Raw genomic sequence first — 18,117 nt, 5'->3', positions numbered from 1 at the left:
CGCGGCAACGCAGCAGCTGCGCACTCACTAAAGGACGATGGAATGACCGCCCCACGACACCACACCCGCCCAGCGACTCCAGGCATTGCACTGGAGGTGGTGACAGCATTGTCGCTTTGCGCAGCGCCCGCCGTGGCCAAGGCCCCGTGACCGTACCGGTGCCCGCGCGATCCCGCTGCGCAGGCACGCACGAAGGCGGCCCGTGGCCGTCCCATTCCAGGAGAACGACATGCGTCACCCCGCGTTGATCACAGGTCTGTGCCTGGCGCTCGCCGCGCCGTTGGCCATGGCCGCCGCCCCGCCCAAGGCCGACCCGCCGGCAGCCGCGCCCGCCGCTGCGCCGGCAGTGCAGCCAGAGGCCGTTGCCGCGCTGGAGAAGATGGGCAAGTACCTGCGCTCCTTGAAGGACTTCACCGTGCATGCCGACACCACCATCGAGCTGGTGATGGAGGACGGTCAGAAACTGCAGTTCCCGGGCACCCTCGACTACAAGGTGCGAGCACCCGACAAATTGCAGCTTGACCTGCACAGCGATCGCAAGGAGCGGCAGATGTTCTACGACGGCAAGTCGCTGACCGTCTATGGCCCGAAGGCGAAGTACTACGCCACCGTCGATGCGCCGCCGACGATCCGCGAACTGCTGGGCACGGTCGAATCGACGTACGGCATCGAGATGCCGCTGGCCGACCTGTTCCTGTGGGGGACCGACCAGGCCCCGACGTCGGCACTGAAGTCGGCGGCACGGATCGGCCCGGCCCGCATCGACGGCACGGTCACCGACCAGTACGCCTTCCGCCAGGAAGGTGTCGACTGGCAGGTCTGGATCGAGGCTGGTCCCAAGCCGCTGCCGCGCCGCCTGGTCATCACCACCACCGATGACCCGGCACAGCCGCAGTACGCCTCCACGCTGACCTGGAATACCGCCGCCGGACTCAAGGACAGCGCCTTCACCTTCACTCCGCCGAAGGACTCCCACCGCATCCAGATGGTCGCGGTCGACGTGGTCGCCGTAGAGGAGAAGTCGCCATGAGCATCCGCAACCTCACCTTGCTCGGTATCGGTCTTGGGCTGTTTGCCGGTACCACCGCGCTGATGTCAGTCAGCTTCGATGTCGAAGCCGGACCGCACGCCCGTGGCGGCGCGCGCACCAGCGTCAACCACGCTTCGGCACCGCGCGGCGGCGGTGGCGGCGGTGCCCGCGCGGCGAACGCGAACCGTGGCGGCAATGCCAATGTCAACCGCAACGCCAACGTCAACCACAACGTCAATCGCAACACCAACGTCAATCGCAATACCAACATCAACCGCGACGTGAACATCCACAACGACATCGACATCGATGTCGACAACGGCTGGAACCACGGCTGGGACGACCATCCGATCGCGACCGCCGCCGCAGTCACCACGGCCGTGGCGGTGACCTCGGCGGTGATCGGATCGATCGTCTACTCGGTGCCGCCCAGCTGCGTGACCTCCGTGGTCAACGGCGTCGCCTACCAGCAGTGCGGAAGCACCTGGTACGAACCGCAGTACGCGGGCACCACCGTGCAGTACGTCGTCGTCAATCCGCCCGGCTGAGCCGGGCGGCAACCCATCCGGCGCGCGTGAAAGCGCGCCCCGCTACAAACCGTACGGTTTCACTGCATAGAGGCCACCCATGCGCATCAATCCCATCGTGCCGGTCCTGAGCCTGGCCATCGCCATGCTCGCCGGGTCGGCCTTGTTCGGTGTACCGCAGGTGGTCGCGCAAGGGACATCGTCGACCGGCACGTCAGCGGCGGCGAACATCGACGCACGTCCGTTCCCGCGTGACTTCACCGTGCAGGGCACCAGCTTCAGCGTGCACCAGCCGCAGTACGACAGCTGGGAAGGCAACCAGCTCAAGGGCCGCTTCGTGATGGCGGTGAAGTCGGGCGTCCACACCGGCAAGGACGGCAAATCGGAGCCGTCGTTCGACTACGGCGTGGTGCAGTTCCAGGCGCGCACCGAGATCGACAAGGAAGCGCGCGCGGTGGTGCTGACCGACCTGCAGCTGCCGTCGGCGAGCTTCCCGACCGCGACGGCCAAGCAGGACCAGTACCTGCAGCTGGCACGGCAGCAACTGAAGACCAAGTCGACCCTGACCTTGTCGCTGGACATGCTCGAGTCGGCAATGGCCATAGCCGAGGTCGACGCGAAGATGCCGCCGTCGCTGCCGGTGAAGAACGACCCGCCCGACATCATCTTCAGCACCACGCCGGCGGTGCTGCTGCTGGTCGACGGCAATCCGGTGCTCAAGCCCAGCGGCGTGTCGGGCGTGCAACGGGTGATCAACACCCGCTCGCTGCTGTTGCAGCAAGGCGGCAAGTACTACACCAACGTCGCCGGGCACTGGTCGACGGCACCCGCGCTGAGCGGCCCGTGGACCGCGGCTGCCAGCGTCGATGCGGCGCTGACGCAGGCGATGGCGAAGGCAGGCAAGGACGTCGACACGTTCGACAATCCGCCCGATGCGCTCAAGCAGGACTTCGCTTCTGGCAGGGCGCCCGACATATACGTGCGCACCCACCCGTCGGAGCTGATCTCGGTGCAGGGCGAGCCGCAGTTCCTCGCCATCCCTGGCACGAAACTGAGCTACATCGACAACACCGGCGCCGACGTGATCCTCGACGGCGCCGCCGACAATGCCTGGTACGTGCTCGTGTCGGGCCGCTGGTTCACTGCCGCGACCAGCAAGGGACCGTGGCGCTACGTGCCGCCGTCGAGCCTGCCGGCCGAGTTCGCGAAGATTCCGCCGGACAGCCCGAAGAGCGGCGTGCTGGCCTCGATACCGAACACGCCTGAATCGCGCGAGGCGCTGATCGCCAACGACATCCCGCAGAACGCGACGGTCAAGCGCAACGAAGCCAAGCTCAACGTGCAGTACGACGGCGCGCCGCAGTTCGTCTCGATCGGCGGCACCACGCTGCAGTACGCGCACAACACCGCAGTGCCGGTGATCAAGGTCGCGGCCAACAGTTTCTACGCGGTCGACAAGGGCATCTGGTTCAACGCCAGCTCGGCGACCGGTCCGTGGACGGTGGCAACCAGCGTGCCGGCGGAGATCTATTCGATCCCGACCAGCTCGCCGCTGCATTACGTCACCTACGTGCGCGTGTACGGCAGCAGCGACGACGAGGTGTACGTCGGTTACACGCCGGGCTATTACGGCACGGTAGTGACCGACAACGTGGTCGTCTATGGCACCGGCTACGCCTGCGACCCGTGGGTCGGCGCGTACTGGTACGGCTGCCCGGCGACCTACGGCATGGGCGTGTACTTCGGCTGGAACGCCTGGGTCGGCTGGACGTTCGGCTACGGCTGGGGCTGGTACGGCGGCTGGTACGGTCCCTACAGCCCCTGGTGGGGCCCGTGGTACGGCCCGGGCTATGGCTGGGGCTACTGGGGCGGTGGCGCGGCCGCGTGGAATGTCTATGGCCACTGGGGCAATGCCGCCGTTCGCGGCACTGCAGCCGCCTGGGCCGATCCGTGGACCGGCAATGTCGGTCGCGCTGGCCGCGGCGGTTACTACAACGAAGCCACCGGCGGTCGCGGCGTCGGCCGCGCCGGCGTCAACACCAACATCTATACCGGCACCACGCGCGCTGGCGCGCAGGGCATCCGTTACAACCCGCAGACCGGTCGCGTCGTCGCCGGCGGCGGCGGAGTCGCGGTCAATCCGTACACCGGCCAGGCCGCAGCAGGCGGCAGCCGCACCACGGTCAACACCAACACCGGACGTGTGACGCAAAGTGCCGGTGGCGCAGTGGCCGGACCCAATGGCGCAGCCGGTGGCGGCGCGTTCAACAGCCAGGGCGATCGCGTCGATGCCAAGGGCGCGGGCGGTTTCCACTACAACGCCGACTCCGGCGAGCTCAGTCGCGGTGGCGTGGTCAACATCAACGACAACGTCTACGCCGGCAAGGATGGCAACGTCTACAAGCACGACGAGAACGGCTGGAGCCAGGTCACGCGTCCGGATTCGTCGAGGAACCTGGGCGGTGAAACCCGCCAACTCGACAGCGAACGCATGGCGCGCGACCGCGGCAACGAGCGCATCACCGGCGGCAGCTACGGCGGGCGACCGTCGAACATGGGTTCCGGCGGCAACTACAACCGGCCCGCTGGCGGCTACAACCGTCCGGCCGGTGGTTACAACCGGCCGGTCGGCGGCTTCCGTCCCAGCATGGGTGGCGGTCGCATGGGCGGCGGCGGGTTCCGGCGACGCTGACAACAACGGCCGGGGGGCCTGAATGAACAAAACGATTCGTGGATCCATCCTTGCAGCGGCCGTCAGCGCCGCTGCCATCTTCGCGCCGGCATGCGCAACCGAAGGCGCGGTCGGACGCCCGATCACCGGCCTGCAGGCGGCGTCCTACTCGGGCCTGATCCCGCCCACGCCGGGCTGGAACATGCAGATCGGCTACGCGCACTACTCCGGCGACATCGGCGGTGAGCGCGAGATTCCGATCGGCGGCGTCACGTCGGTCGGCCTGACCGGCACCTTCGACATGCTCACCCTCACCGGCCTGTACATCTGGGACACCGGTGAGGGCCGCTGGAACTTCGCCTCGATGGCGACGATTCCCTTCATCGATGTCGAAGCCGATGCCGACGTGCGCCTGGGACCGATCACCGGCACCCGCAGCGACAGCGACAGCGGGCTGTTCGACGCATTCTTCGCGCCGGTGATCGCCAGCTACCACATCGACCAGCTTCGCCACGTCTCGCTGTCGCTGTACATCTACGCGCCGACCGGCGACTACGAAGCCGGGCGCCTGGCCAATCCCAGCCTCAACAACTGGACCTTCTCGCCGACGGTCGGCTACACCCAGCTGTTCCAGAAGGGCACGCTGGAGTGGAGCACCACGACCGCGGTCGACATCTACACCGAGAACGAAGCCACCGACTACCAGAACGGCGCGGTGTTCCGCGTCGACTCGCTGCTGGTCAAGCGCTTCGGCAACGGTTGGGGCATCGGCGGTGTCGGTGGCTGGATCGAACAGATCGAAGACGATGACAGTGCGCTCGCCGACCGTCTGGACGGCTTCAAGGGCCACTCGCTCGCGCTCGGACCGATCGCCACCTACGCGAAGAAGTGGGACGGCGGCCAGGTCGAATTCTCGGCGCGCTGGCTGAAGGAGTTCGATGTCGAGAACCGGCTCAAGGGTGACCCGTTCATGCTCTCGGCGAGCATCACGTTCTGAGCCGACTTCGCAAACAATCCAGGGACAACGGATGAAGGCATTGCTGGTGGGGTTTGGCCTGTCGATGGCGATGGTGATGTCGACACCCGTGGATGCCGCAGACGAAGTGACGACGGACGCGCCGGCCAAGGACGGATTCCGCGAACTGCTGCAGGACCCCGCCGACAGCAAATTCGACATGTCGCGCTGGCTGCTCGAGCACAAGGGCTTCCTGCCCGTGCCGATCATCATCACCGACCCCGCCGTCGGTACGGGTGGTGGCATTGCGTTGACCTTCTTCCACAAGCCAGCAGGCGCAACCACGCGCACCGATGACGACGGACGCAAGAAGATGGTTGCGCCCGACATCTACGGCTTCGGTGCCATGCGCACCTCCAATGGCAGCCAGGCCTACGGTGCCGGCGCGATCCTGCACTTCGACGACGACCGCTGGCGTTACCGCGGCGGCGTCGCCAAGACCGACATCAACCTGGACTTCTATACGCCCGGGCGGTTCCTGCCGCCGCAGCAGATCGGCTACAACATGGACGGCATCATGTCGTTGCAGCAGGTGTTCAAGCGCCTGGGCAAGCAGGACCTGTTCGTGGGCCTGGCGTGGATCTACATGGACCTGGACATCGGATTCGATGTCGAGTCCGACAGCGACCGGTTCAACCCGAAGGAACTCAGTGAGCGAAGCTCCGGCCTGGGCCTGTCGCTGGAGTTCGACGACCGCGACAACACGTTCACGCCCAACAACGGCTGGTTGGGGATGATCGAAGGCAACTTCTACGATGATCTGATCGGCAGCGACAACGACTTCCAGAGCTACCGCGGCCATGCCTTCGGCTACCTGCCCTTTGGCCGCCTGTCTTCTGGCGGAGATCGCTTCGTCCTGGGTGGCCGAGCCGACGTGCGCTGGGCCAACGGCGACATCCCGTTCTACCGGCTGCCCTACATCGACCTGCGCGGTATCGGCTCGGCCCGCTACCAGGACACGCGCGCGGCGACACTGGAGACCGAGCTGCGCTGGAACATGACGCCGCGCTGGGCGCTGATCGCATTCGCCGGCGCAGGTCGCACCTGGGGCCGGCACAACAGCTTCGGTGATGGCCAGAGCGAAGTCGCCAAGGGCACCGGCGTGCGCTACCTGATCGCTCGCCAGCTCGGCCTCTACACGGGCATCGATTACGCATGGGGCCCGGAGGATGAAACGTTCTACATCCAGGTTGGCAGCGCCTGGCACTGATGCCTTCACTGCATCGCAACGCGTGCGCACATGGATGCAGCGCTGTCCTCACGTCGCATTAGCGTCGCGTCCGTATCGTCCGACGAGACCCATTTTTCCATGGAGCACACGATGTCCGGACCCCAGGACCGGAAGGATCCGCCCATTCATCGCTCTCGCAAATCCGACATCGCCAAGGCCGACGACCGCGGCGCTGGCGAGCGCGCGCGCCGCAAGCGCCACGAGAGCGACAACCTCGACGAGGCATTGAACGAGACGTTTCCGGCCAGCGATCCGGTGTCGCCGTTCGTGCCGGCCAAACCGAGGGACTGATTGGAGATGGCCGGCGCGATCGGTCGGGGAGAACGCAACCGTGGTCAGGCGCACCGTGGCCAAGTGCTCGACCTGATCCTCACCCGCAAGCGCGGCATTCACGAAAAGGCCACGCGGCAGTGGGCCGCGCAGCATCTGGCAACGGCCCTCCGTTTGGGCTTCGGAGGCGAGTACGTTGTCGACAGCGCGTTCGACGGGCCTGTCTATTTCGTACCCGACCGGACGCTGCTGACCGCCGAAGCCGAACGCTTCGGCATCCACGGCCCTGCGGATCTGTTCGGTGGCGTGGTGCCCCACCCGTTCGTGGCGACCAAGTCGATCACGCATCCGGCGCCGGAAGGCGCGCGCGATCTCCCCGATGGCTGGTCGCCTGCGCTCGGCGATGCGCTGGCGCCGTCCGTGCTGCCGGGGGTGACGGTGTTCAACCTGGACGACGCACGGCGCGCGGGTCGTTCCCTGCTGGCCTCCGGCATGCCCATCCGCAGCAAGCCCGGGCACGGCATCGGCGGCTCTGGCCAGCGCGTCGTCGCCACCGCGCAGGAGCTTGACGCGGCAATCGACAGCCTCGATGCCGCTGCCATCGGCGAGGCCGGCCTGGTGCTCGAACTGAACCTGGCGACGGCGACCACCTACAGCGTCGGCGTGCTGATGGTCGGCACGATATCCCTGGCCTACAGCGGCACGCAGCGGACAACGCGCAACCATGCCGGGCACGAGGTTTATGGTGGTTCGACGCTGCGTTGCCTGCGCGGCGGTCTCGATGACCTGCTGCGGGCCGCCGTCGACGAGCGCGAACGTCGTGCCATCGCCGCGTCTGTCGGCTACGACCGCGAAGTCAGCCGTGCCTGGCCGCAGTTCTTCGCGTCGCGCCGCAACTACGACATCGTCCATGGCGAAGACGGTGCCGGCGAAGTCCGCTGCGGCGTGCTGGAGCAGTCGTGGCGTTTCGGCGGGGCATCGCCGGCAGAAGTGCTGGCCTTACGGGCGTTCGACGAGGATCCCGGCCGGAAACGGATCTGCGTTTCCTCGTGCGAGGTTTACGACCTGATCGACGTGCCTGCCGGTGCCGAGGTCTCGTTCCGCGGCGAGGACCCGGTGGTCGGGTCGATCACCAAGTACGCCATCGTCGAAGCCGACGATGCGCCGGCATGCAGCGCCCCCATCGGCGATGCAACGCACGACAGCGAGCGCCATGGACATCCGGCTTGAGTCCGTCGAGCTCGACGTCGAGGACGAACGCATCTGCGGCACCGTCCTGTCTCCGGCCGCGCGCCTTCCGGGGGTGCTGTTCGTGCACGGCTGGGGCGGCAGCCAGGAGCACGACCTGGTGCGCGCCCGCGAGGCCGCCGGCATCGGTTGTGTCTGCCTGACATTCGACCTGCGCGGGCACGAGCGCACCGCGCGCCATTGGGAGAACGTAAACCGTCCGCAGAACCTGGCCGACCTGCTCGCCGCCTACGACTGGCTGGTCAGGCGACCCAACGTCGACCCCACGGCCATAGCGGTAGTCGGCATCAGCTACGGCGGCTACCTCGCAGCGCTGCTGACGGCGCTGCGCCCGGTGCACTGGCTGACGCTGCGCTCGCCTGCGCTCTACAAGGACGAAGGCTGGGACCTGCCGAAGCTGCGCCTGCACGTCGACACCGACCTGCGCGCTTATCGCCGCAGCACGCTGCGCTGGGACCAGAACCGCGCCCTGCGCGCCTGCGCCGACTATCGCGGGCACGCACTGTTGGTGGCCGCCGAACACGACGAGATCGTGCCCGAGGCGGTGATCGACAACTACGCCGAAGCGTTCCGGCATGCGCGCTCGCTGACCCGGCGCACGGTCGACGGCGCCGATCATGCCTTCACCGAGAAGCCCGCGCAGAAGGCCTATACGGCCATCCTGATCAAGTGGCTGAGCGAGATGATCATGGGTGCGCGTGAGGAAGCCGCCGGCTTGCGCATGCGCGAGCGCGGCAAGGTCGCGTCGTCGACCAGCGAGCCGTCACGCAGCTGAGCGCCGTCGGCCGCGCGGACCGCCCAGCGATGAAACAAACAAAACCCCTCTCCCGCGCAGCACGGGAGAGGGGCAGCGTTGCGATTGCCGGTTACTTCTTGGCGACCGTCAACGCGGAGGCATCGACGCTCTTGACGCCCTTGATCTTCTTGGCGACGGCGACGGCCTTGTCGGCGCTCGCCTTGTTGTCGACGGTACCGGCGAGTTTGACGGTGCCGTTGACGGTCTCGACATCGATCGTCGTGCCCGGCACGTCCGCCGTGGCCATCAGGTCGGTCTTGACCTTGGTGGTGATCCACGTGTCGCTCGCAGGCTGCGACGAATCACCCTCTTCGGCTTCCATTGACTGGGCCTTGTCCTGGGCCATCAGCTGCATCGGCATGGCAACCGCAATCAATAGCGATGCGCCTGCGATCATGGAAAGTTTCGTCTTCATGCTCATGTAGTGCTCCGGTTCGATGTGCGGCCAGTGTGCGTATCGGCGCCTGTACCGCTGCGTGAAGACGCCGATAACCGCGCGTTGATGCTGGGGTGGGGTTCATCGATGCGAGGTCCACGTGTACGGGCCTCGATGCGACACCGCGTTGCACCAGCGGTGCTGCTGACGTGACCAATGCCATGGTCGGCAGCCACGAATGCACGCCAAGATGGCGGCGACCACTGCGAGTGCTGACCACGATGACCTTGACCCGGATTGGCGTTACCGCATTTCTGTACTCCACCGCACTGACAGCAGCCGCGGCCGATGCCTGCCTCGCGCAGGCGCTGCCTCCGCTCGATGCCGGCGCGCTGAAAGGACAGATCGTCGTGTCGACGCTTGCGCCCGGTGGTGCCCGTGACACGCGCGTGCTGGCGGCTCCTTCGGCAACACCGTTGAAAGGCGACGAAGGTTTCCGCATCGCCAGCGTGACCAAGACCTATGTCGCCGCGACCGCGCTGCGCCTGCACGAAGCCGGCAAGCTCGACCTGCAATCGACGATCGACCAGTACCTGCCCGCGCAATGGATCGATTTGCTCAAGCGCGACGGTTACAACCCCGGCGAGATGACCGTGCGCCAGCTGCTCAGCCACACCTCGGGCCTGGCCGACCACGCGCAGGCGCCGCAGTTCATCGCCGCGGTCAAGGCCAACCCGGCGACGAAATGGACGCCGGCGGAGGATGTCGCGCACCTGGTCGAGTGGACGCAGCCGGTCGGCAAACCCGGCGAGAAGTATTCGTACTCCGACACCGGCTACATCCTGCTCGGCACGATCATCGAGCGCGTCAGCGGCCAGCCGTTGCCGAAGGCGGTACGCACGCAGCTCGCGCTGAGCGGCCGCGGCCTGCCCGACACCTGGTGGGAACGCGCCGAACCGGCACGTGGACGCACGCGCGCGCACCAGTTCTTCGAGGGCGACGACACCTACGACTGGGATCCGTCGATGGACCTGTTCGGCGGCGGCGGCATCGTCGCCACGCCTGCCGACATGGCGACCTTCTTCGACGCCCTGCTGGCCGGCCGGGTCTTCCGGAACGGCGCCACGCTGGCGCTGATGCAGTCCCCGGTCGGCCTGCCCGCCGACAGCCCATATCGCCTGGGCTTGCTGACCTACTCGTTCGACGGCGTCGCCGCGACCGGCCATTCCGGCTTCTGGGGCACGCTGGTGGTGCGCGAGCCGGTGTCGGGCCGGACCATCGCCGGCGCGGTCACCCGCCGCGAGGAGTTCGACCAGCTCAAGGCGCTGGTGGGCCGCTATGTCGGCGCCGCCAATGCCGCCGCCAGGGCCGGTGGCAAGGGTGAGTGCGGGGTGCCGCCACGCCCGGAGTAAACTGGGCGGCATGAAGATCTTCAAGGCATTCACCCTGGAGGCAGCGCACCGCCTGCCTAACGTGCCCCCGGGGCACAAGTGCGCGCGCCTGCACGGGCACAGTTTCCGCATCGAGATCCACGTCGAGGGCGAGATCGACCCGCACCTGGGCTGGGTCATGGATTTCAGCGATCTCAAGGCCGCCTTCCAGCCGCTGTACGACCGCCTCGACCACCATTACCTCAACGACATCGACGGCCTCGACAACCCGACCAGCGAACGCCTGGCGGTGTGGATCTGGGACAACCTCAAGCCGGCACTGCCGCTGCTGTCGGAAGTGGTGGTGCACGAGACCTGCACCTCCGGCTGCCATTACCGCGGCAGCTGAGCTATTTGACGGTCGGACGCAGCAGCGAGCCGAAGGTCAGGTACCACGAGCTCTCGCCATCGTCGTTGCCGCCGTAGGCCAGGAACATCGGCCCCAGCGGCGTGCTGAAGCCGATGAAGAGGCTGCCGGCGAGGATCAGGTCGTCGGCATCCACCAGGTCCTTGCTGAACCATGCGTTGCCTGTTTCCAGGCTGGCGCCGACATACATCGGCAACGAGAACAGGCGACTGGTATTGCCGGTGCGCCGGTACAGCACCGCGCGCGCCAGCGCGGTCTGGTTGCCGAACAGCGCGCGCTCGTCGAACCCCGACAGGTTGAGGAACCCGCCGAGGAAGCCCTGGGTCTGGAAGAAGTTGTCGTCTTCCAGCGCGCTGCTGAAACGCGCACCCAACAGCAGGTGGTAGCGGCCCCACGCGCGTGCCCAGTCGGCGGTGAGGCGGGCGACGTTGCCTTCGACGTCCGCACCCATCACGTCGTAATAGGTCTCCAGGTCGACGCTGACACGCGTGCCCTGGGTCGGGAAGTTGATGCTGTCCAGCGTGTCCCAGGTGGCGTTGTAGTCGATGCCGGCGTAGCCCTCCTTGCCGCCGGTGAAATCGTTGGGGTTGCCGATCAGCAGGTCAGCGCGGTCGCGGCCGCGCATGAGCTGGGCGGACACCCGCCATTCCGGCTCCGGCGTGTAGCCGGCTTCCAGCGCGACCTCGCGGCGGTTGATGCGGAACTCCGCCAACTGGTTGCCGTTCGCCCACAGCGGCAGTGATTCGTTGCGCAGCTCGAGCGACGGCTTCAGGTAGAACTCGCCGGTCTGGCCGAAGGGCTGGTAGAACTCCGACAGCACGCCGGTGATTCGCCCCAGGCGCCCCACGGTGCGCCACTCGGCGCCGAGGCTGTTGATGTTGTTGAACGTCAGCTCGGCCGAAACCATGTAGCTGTTGCGGCCGTTGAAGTTGTCGTCGAGCTGGAAGCCGAGCTTGCCGAAGGCGCGCCACGGTTTGTCGACCGGGATGATCTCCAGCCCCATCTCGCCATTGCGTTCGGTCAACCGGTAGTCGATCTGCTGGAAGCGGCCGTCGCCGTAGGCGGTGCCCAGGTCCTTCTCGATCTCGTCGACATCGAACGGCTTGTCGAGGTTCTCGGCCACCGCGCGCTCGACCTGGCGATTGGCCGAGGGCGAATCGACCTTGATGACGTCGAGGAACTGCACCAGCCCCGGGTCGAAGCTGCGTTGCCGCTGGCTCTCGCGGTAGGCGGCGTAGGTGGCTTCGTCGACGGCCATCGCGCGCAACTGCGGCAACGCGGCCTCGGCGGCTTTCTCGCCGATCGCGATCGCCTCTGCGCCGCGATTGAACTCCGATGCGGTGATGTCGCCCAGCTCGGGGCGGATCAGCACGTCCTGGTCGGTCAGCGTGGCCAGCTGCGCGCGCACTTTCTCCGCCATCAGCGCGCTGATCATCTGGTCCATGATCGCCAGAGGGTTGGTCAGCGTCGCCTCGGTGTGCAGCGGCGAGCCGACGTCGACCACGATCATCCGCTGCGCACCCATCTTGCGCACGACATCGACCGGCACGTTGTCGGCCATGCCGCCGTCGACCAGCAGGCGGTTGTCGATGCGCACCGGCGCGAACGCACCGGGCACCGACATGCTCGAGCGGATCGCCAGTGCGAGGTCGCCATCTTCGAAGACCACCTTGTCGCCGGTGATGATGTCGGCGGCGACGGCGCGGAACGGGATCGGCAACTGGTCGAAGTCCTTCACGTTCCACGTCGACAAGGTCAGCCGGCGCAGCAGCAGCAACAGTTTCTGCCCCTGCACGATGCCGACCGGCAGCACCACGCGACCGTCGGTGTAACCGATCTCCAGGTCGAGCAGGTAGCGGAAGTCGGCGTCCTTGCGCCGCATCGGCTGGCCCGCGCGCGGCGGGTCGTCGATGAACATGTCGGCCCAGTCGATGGTCTCGATCAGCGTTTCCATTTCGGCCGGGGTGTAGCCGGTGGCGTACAGGCCACCAACAATCGATCCCATGCTGGTGCCGGCGACCCGGCACACCGGGATGCGTTCGCGCTCGAGAACCTTGAGGACGCCGACATGGGCCGAGCCGCGGGCACCGCCGCCGCCCAGGACCAGGCCGACGCAGGGCGGCTGGGCCTGCTGGGCCAGGGCCGAGGCAACCGGGAGCAGCGCCAGCAAGGCCAGGGCGGCCAGCCGACCGGGGCCGAGCCGGGATGCGGCGCGCAGGAGGCGGAAACTGGCGGGCACGAGGTCTCGCATCATCTTCTGGTCATCCTGGAAGGCCATCATCCCTGCTGCGGCGCATTCAGACGGTGACACGGAGTCACGTGGCGATCGCGTGACGCCATTGTGCCAGCCGGTCCCGTCGGCCAGACCCAACCCCCCGCTGAACCTGCCTGCCGACCATGTTGCACTGCAACACGAATGGATTTATGCTGCACCGCACAATCCGAACTCCCTCTCCCCGGATTGCAACCACCTAACGGAGTCAACCATGTACCAGCCGTTCAACGAGCAATTTGCCGCCGCGACGCGCCAGTTCGCGGAGACCGCCGCGCAGGTGAACCGTCTCGCCCTCGCCAATGCCGAGGCCGTCATCGGCCTGCAGCTGGCCGCGATCGAAGACCGCGTCAATGCCACGTTCGCCTTCCTCGGCGAAGCCGCCGAAGTGCGTGACTTCGAAGCCGCCAAGTCGCTGCTGCCCAAGGGCGTGCAGGTGGCTCGCGAGAACCTCGAGCGCAGCGTGAGCACCGGCCAGGAAGTGTTCGGCCGCACCCTCAAGACCCACGGCGCGATCACCGAGCTGGCCAAGGCCCAGTTCGAGACCTCGGCCAAGGAAGTGCAGACGAGCGTCGACAACACCATCAAGGCCGCCAACAAGGCTGCCAAGTAAGTAATTCGGATAACGAAACAGCCGCCTCTCTCCAAGGTCACTGATTTCCTTTATCTCTCCCCGCCAACCCCTCCCGGCGGTGGATTTGAAACCCGGCAGCGAAAGCTGTCGGGTTTTTTCTTTTGCGCGCAACCCGCTCGCCCCTCACAAGCAAACAGCCCGCCGATTGGCGGGCTGTTTGCATTCGCGACAGGACAGGCGACCGGGTCGCCGGGCGTCGCCGTTGATAACCGGATCAGAAGCTGGCGCGCACACCCAGCGAGTAGGTTTCGGTGGCATCGCTCAGCACCGCGCCGACGTGCAGGCCCCAGGTCGGGTTGAATGCGTACACCGCGCCGAAGTCGGCGAAGGCATTGCCTTCGTAACCACGGTTGTAATCGGTGTAGCCAAGATAGGCATTCGCGGTCAGCTTGTCGGTGACGCGACCCATCACGCCGGTGGTGATGTAGCCACCATCGATGTGCTCGCGAATGCGCATTCCGTAACCGGACGCCTTCACGGTGTGGCGATCGTAGGCCACCTTCGTCACCCAGTCGGCGCGGTCGCCGATCGAAGCATTGAAGCCGGCACCCAGCGACCAGTGACTGTCCTTGACGTCGGCTTTCATGCCGTCGAAGCCGCCCTCGAAAACGAAATCGCTGACATCGTGGTCGCCCTTCACTTTGCCGTACTCGCCGAACGTGAAGAAGTTGTCGGTGAAGGCATACGAACCGCTGAGCGTGCCGCCGTCCATGTCGAAGGCGTCGCTGTCGGAATAGACGTAGTCGAGCTGCGCATAGTTGTAACCGATGCCATTGGCCTCGCTGGCCTGGGACGCAATCGGAGCGGCAATGGCAACCAATGCCAGGGCCATCAGGGTCTTCTTCATCTGCTGTGTTCCTTACGTGGGGGATGTGCAGCGCGTAGCCACGCGCAGCCGCATAGCGTGGGCGATCGTCAGCGCCACACGCCATGGGACAATCTCGCAGCAACGTCTGGCCCCTTCGTCAGCGCATGAGACGAATCTCATGGCGATGCAGCTCGAACCCGCGCCCCGCAAACAAACAGCCCGCCGATTGGCGGGCTGTTTGCATTCGCAACGCGTGCGGCGATCAGGTCGCCGGGCGCGTCAGCGGTTCCTCGTCATCGTCGTGGACCAGCACCGGCTTCTCGTCGAGCTTGTCGCCGAGCACACGACGCACCGCCACGTAGAACACCGGGATCAGCAGCAGGCCCAGGAAGGTGGCGAAGATCATGCCGCCGATCACGCCCGTGCCGATCGCATGGCGCGAGTTGGCGCCGGCGCCGCTGGAGATGGCCAGCGGGAACACGCCCATGATGAACGCGAACGAGGTCATCAGGATCGGACGGAAGCGCAGGTGCGCCGCCTCGATCGTCGCCTCGCGCAGCGTCTTGCCGTGCTGGCGCTGCTCGATCGCGAACTCGACGATCAGGATCGCGTTCTTCGCCGCCAGGCCAATCACGGTGATCAGGCCGATCTTGAAGTAGATGTCGTTGGGCAGGCCGCGCAGCAGCGAGAACAGCACCGCACCCAGCGCACCCAGCGGCACCACCAGCAGCACCGCCACCGGCACCGACCAGCTCTCGTACAACGCCGCCAGGCACAGGAACACCACCAGGATCGACAGCGCCAACAGCGCCGGCGCCTGGTTGCCCGAAAGGATTTCCTGATACGACTGGCCCGTCCAGTCGTAACCGAAGCCTTCCGGCAGGTCCTCCTCGACGATCTTCTGCATCTCGTCCATCGCCTCGCCCGAGCTGTGGCCCGGTGCCTGCGAACCGACGATCTCCACCGCCGAATAACCGTTGTAACGGGTCAGCGACGGCGATGCGGTGATCCAGTGGCTCTTGACCACGTTCGACAACGGGATCATCGCACCGTTGGGGTCGGTGTCGTCGGCGTCGCCATCGGGGCTGGGCGTGTAGAAGTTGGCCAGCGAACCCGGACCGGTGCGATACGGCGCGTCGGCCTGCATGGTCACGCGCTTGACGCGGCCGGAGTCGACGAAGTCGTTGACGTACACCGGCGCCAGCATCAGCTGGATCGAGTTGTAGATGTCCGACACCGACAGGCCCATCGACTGCGCCTGCACACGATCGACGTCGAGCTTGAGCTGCGGCGCCTCCTCGAGCTGGTTCGGTCGCACCGCGGTCAGCGCCGGGTTCTGATTGGCCTTGCCCAGCAGGGTGTTGCGCGCCTCGGCCAGCGCCTCACGGCCCTTGCCGCCGCGATCCTGCAGGTACATGTCGAAACCGCCGAACTGACCCAGGCCGCTGACGGTGGGCAGGTTGATCACGAAGATCTGCGCGTCGCGGATGCCATACAGCGCCATGTTGGCGTTCTGGATGAACTCGCTGGCGGTGACCTTGCGCTCTTCCCAAGGCTTGAGGCGGATGAAGGCGATGCCGACGTTCTCACCCTGGCCGACGAAGCTGAAGCCGGAGACCTGGAAGATGCCGTCGAAGCCTTCCTGCTTCTGCATGGTCGAGCGGACCTGGTCGAGCACGGCGTTGGTGCGCGTGATCGACGCGCCCGGCGGCAGGCCGATCAGGGCGATCGCATAGCCCTGGTCTTCCTCGGGCAGGAAGCTGCCCGGCATGCGCGTGAACAGGAAGCCGCACAGCACCACCAGCAGGCCGAACACCATCATCCAGCGCGGCGTGTGCTTGATCGCGCCGCCGATGTGGCCGATGTAGGTGCCGCTGACCTTGTCGTACAACTTGTTGAAGTTGCGGAAGACGAAGTTGTCGCGGTGGTGGTCGGCGGTCGGCTTGAGCAGCGTCGCGCACAGCGCCGGGGTGAAGCCCAGTGCCAGGAACGCCGAGAAGAACATCGCCATGGCGATGGTGATGGCGAACTGCTTGTAGATCTCGCCGGCCGAACCGCCCTGGAACGCCGACGGGATGAACACCGCCGCCAGCACCACGGTGATCGCCACGACCGCGCCGCTGATCTGGCTCATCGACTTGCGCGTGGCCGCCTTCGGCGACAGGCCCTCCTCGGTCATGATGCGTTCGACGTTCTCGATCACCACGATCGCGTCGTCGACCACGATGCCGATCGCCAGCACCATGCCGAACAGGCTGAGCTGGTTGATCGTGAAGCCGATGAAGTACATGCCCAGGAACGTGCCGAGCAGCGCGATCGGGATCACCAGGGTCGGGATCAGCGTCGCGCGCAGGTTCTGCAGGAAGATCAGCATCACCAGGAAGACGAGCACGATCGCCTCGAACAGGGTCTTGATCACTTCCTTGATCGAGACCGAGACGAAGGTCGAGCTGTCGTACGGCGCGAACCAGCTCACGCCCGGCGGGAAGGTGCTCTGCAGCTCCTCCATGCGCGCGTAGATGGCTTCGGCCACGCCCAGTGCGTTGGCACCCGGTGCCAGCTGGACGGCGAAGCCGGCGGCCGGCTGGCCGTCCCAGCGGCTGTCGAAGCCGTAGGCGGTCGCGCCCAGGCCGATGCGGGCAACGTCGCGCAAACGCACGCTGGTGCCGTCGGTGTTGGTGCGCAGGATGATGTTGCCGAACTGCTCGGGCGTGCTGAAGCGGCCCTCGGCCGACACCGTCGCGGTGAACGCCTGCCCGGCCGGTGCCGGATCGGCGCCGATCTTGCCGGCGGCGAACTGCACGTTCTGGCCGCGCACGGCGGTCAGCACCTGCGTCGCCGACAGGCCGAAGCCACGCAGCTTGTCCGGGTTCAGCCAGATGTTCATGGCGTATTCGCTGCCGAACTGCTGGGTGCTGCCCACGCCCGGTACGCGCGCGATCTGGTCGAGCACGCGCGAACCGATGATGTCGCTGAGGCTGTCGCGGTCGAAACGCTCGCTGTCGGCGCGCAGCGCGACCACCATCAGGAAGCCGGCGTTGGCCTTGGCCACCACCACGCCCTGCTGGGTCACTTCGGTCGGCAGTCGCGGCGTTGCCAGCGCGACCTTGTTCTGCACCTGCACCTGGGCGATGTCCGGATCGGTGCCCGGTGCGAACGTCAGGGTGATGTTGGAACCGCCGCTCGAACTCGACGAGGAGTTGAAGTAGACGAGGTTGTCGATGCCGGTGAGCTGCTGCTCGATCACCTGGGTGACCGCGCCTTCAGCCGTCTCCGCGCTCGCGCCCGGGTACGACGCCGACACGGTGACCTGCGGCGGGGCGATGCTCGGGTACGACTCGACGCCGAGGTTGAAGATCGCCAGCACGCCGCACAGCGATATCAGGATCGCGATGACCCAGGCGAAGACCGGGTGGTTGATGAAGAATCTGGACATGGTGGG

15 protein-coding genes are annotated in these 18,117 nt (G+C 66.4%); 11 read left to right on the top strand and 4 right to left on the bottom strand.

All coding sequences use genetic code 11. From position 1 onward, the window contains the following. Positions 1 to 229: 229 nt before the first annotated feature. The 8 genes from HIV01_RS16565 to HIV01_RS16530 all read left to right on the top strand — a co-directional run bounded on the left by HIV01_RS16565 (position 230) and on the right by HIV01_RS16530 (position 8,767). Positions 230 to 1,030: a DUF2092 domain-containing protein gene (locus HIV01_RS16565; protein ID WP_200608760.1), complete on the top strand. Its 801-nt coding sequence runs from the start codon at positions 230 to 232 to the stop codon at positions 1,028 to 1,030. Then, positions 1,027 to 1,578, top strand: a complete 552-nt coding sequence (locus tag HIV01_RS18195) for a hypothetical protein (RefSeq protein WP_245156851.1) — start codon at positions 1,027 to 1,029, stop codon at positions 1,576 to 1,578. Before HIV01_RS16565 ends, HIV01_RS18195 begins: the two co-directional genes overlap by 4 nt. Positions 1,579 to 1,657: 79 nt before the next feature. Further along, positions 1,658 to 4,249, top strand: coding sequence for a hypothetical protein (locus HIV01_RS16555; RefSeq protein WP_200608762.1), 2,592 nt, complete (start codon positions 1,658 to 1,660; stop codon positions 4,247 to 4,249). A 22-nt stretch (positions 4,250 to 4,271) separates the two neighbouring features. Then, entirely contained in the window at positions 4,272 to 5,225 is a 954-nt protein-coding gene (locus HIV01_RS16550) for a SphA family protein (RefSeq protein WP_200608764.1), read from the top strand. A 31-nt stretch (positions 5,226 to 5,256) separates the two neighbouring features. After that, positions 5,257 to 6,453 (top strand): BamA/TamA family outer membrane protein, encoded by a 1,197-nt coding sequence (locus HIV01_RS16545; RefSeq protein ID WP_200608766.1) that lies wholly within the window; start codon positions 5,257 to 5,259, stop codon positions 6,451 to 6,453. A 30-nt stretch (positions 6,454 to 6,483) separates the two neighbouring features. Beyond that, positions 6,484 to 6,765: a hypothetical protein gene (locus HIV01_RS16540; protein WP_200609334.1), complete on the top strand. Its 282-nt coding sequence runs from the start codon at positions 6,484 to 6,486 to the stop codon at positions 6,763 to 6,765. A 6-nt stretch (positions 6,766 to 6,771) separates the two neighbouring features. Then, a complete protein-coding gene (locus HIV01_RS16535) occupies positions 6,772 to 7,974 on the top strand; it encodes a DUF3182 family protein (RefSeq protein ID WP_207527016.1) in 1,203 nt (400 codons plus the stop codon). Continuing rightward, a complete protein-coding gene (locus tag HIV01_RS16530) occupies positions 7,958 to 8,767 on the top strand; it encodes an alpha/beta hydrolase family protein (RefSeq protein ID WP_200608770.1) in 810 nt (269 codons plus the stop codon). The genes HIV01_RS16535 and HIV01_RS16530 overlap by 17 nt, the downstream gene beginning before the upstream one ends. 91 nt (positions 8,768 to 8,858) lie before the next feature. Here the strand turns inward: HIV01_RS16530 and HIV01_RS16525 are convergent, their stop codons facing one another. Then, positions 8,859 to 9,149, bottom strand: a complete 291-nt coding sequence (locus HIV01_RS16525; protein WP_245157016.1) for a BON domain-containing protein — start codon at positions 9,147 to 9,149, stop codon at positions 8,859 to 8,861. Between the two features lie 296 nt (positions 9,150 to 9,445). On the opposite strand from HIV01_RS16525, the gene HIV01_RS16520 reads away from it, so the two are divergent. Together HIV01_RS16520 and queD are read left to right on the top strand one after the other, a co-directional pair. Beyond that, positions 9,446 to 10,576, top strand: a complete 1,131-nt coding sequence (locus tag HIV01_RS16520) for a serine hydrolase domain-containing protein (RefSeq protein WP_207527015.1) — start codon at positions 9,446 to 9,448, stop codon at positions 10,574 to 10,576. 10 nt (positions 10,577 to 10,586) lie between these two features. Beyond that, complete coding sequence (gene queD, locus HIV01_RS16515) at positions 10,587 to 10,943, top strand: 6-carboxytetrahydropterin synthase QueD (RefSeq protein WP_200608774.1); 357 nt, start codon at positions 10,587 to 10,589, stop codon at positions 10,941 to 10,943. Position 10,944: 1 nt separating this feature from the next. On the opposite strand, the gene HIV01_RS16510 is transcribed toward queD, so the two are convergent. Continuing rightward, positions 10,945 to 13,215 (bottom strand): patatin-like phospholipase family protein, encoded by a 2,271-nt coding sequence (locus HIV01_RS16510; protein ID WP_200608776.1) that lies wholly within the window; start codon positions 13,213 to 13,215, stop codon positions 10,945 to 10,947. Between the two features lie 232 nt (positions 13,216 to 13,447). Here HIV01_RS16510 and HIV01_RS16505 point away from each other — a divergent pair, with 232 nt between their 5' ends. Next, positions 13,448 to 13,846 carry a phasin family protein gene (locus HIV01_RS16505; RefSeq protein ID WP_200608778.1) on the top strand — a complete coding sequence of 133 codons (399 nt, stop codon included), beginning with the start codon at positions 13,448 to 13,450 and terminating at the stop codon, positions 13,844 to 13,846. 235 nt (positions 13,847 to 14,081) lie between these two features. On the opposite strand, the gene HIV01_RS16500 is transcribed toward HIV01_RS16505, so the two are convergent. Further along, positions 14,082 to 14,714, bottom strand: a complete 633-nt coding sequence (locus HIV01_RS16500) for a hypothetical protein (protein ID WP_200608780.1) — start codon at positions 14,712 to 14,714, stop codon at positions 14,082 to 14,084. 223 nt (positions 14,715 to 14,937) lie between these two features. After that, on the bottom strand, positions 14,938 to 18,111 hold the full coding sequence (locus tag HIV01_RS16495; protein ID WP_200608782.1) for an efflux RND transporter permease subunit: 3,174 nt from the start codon (positions 18,109 to 18,111) through the stop codon (positions 14,938 to 14,940). Positions 18,112 to 18,117: the final 6 nt, after the last annotated feature.

The sequence above is a fragment of the Lysobacter arenosi genome (assembly GCF_016613475.2).
GTDB lineage: Bacteria > Pseudomonadota > Gammaproteobacteria > Xanthomonadales > Xanthomonadaceae > Lysobacter_J > Lysobacter_J arenosi.
This window is presented reverse-complemented; position numbering and strand designations above follow the sequence as displayed.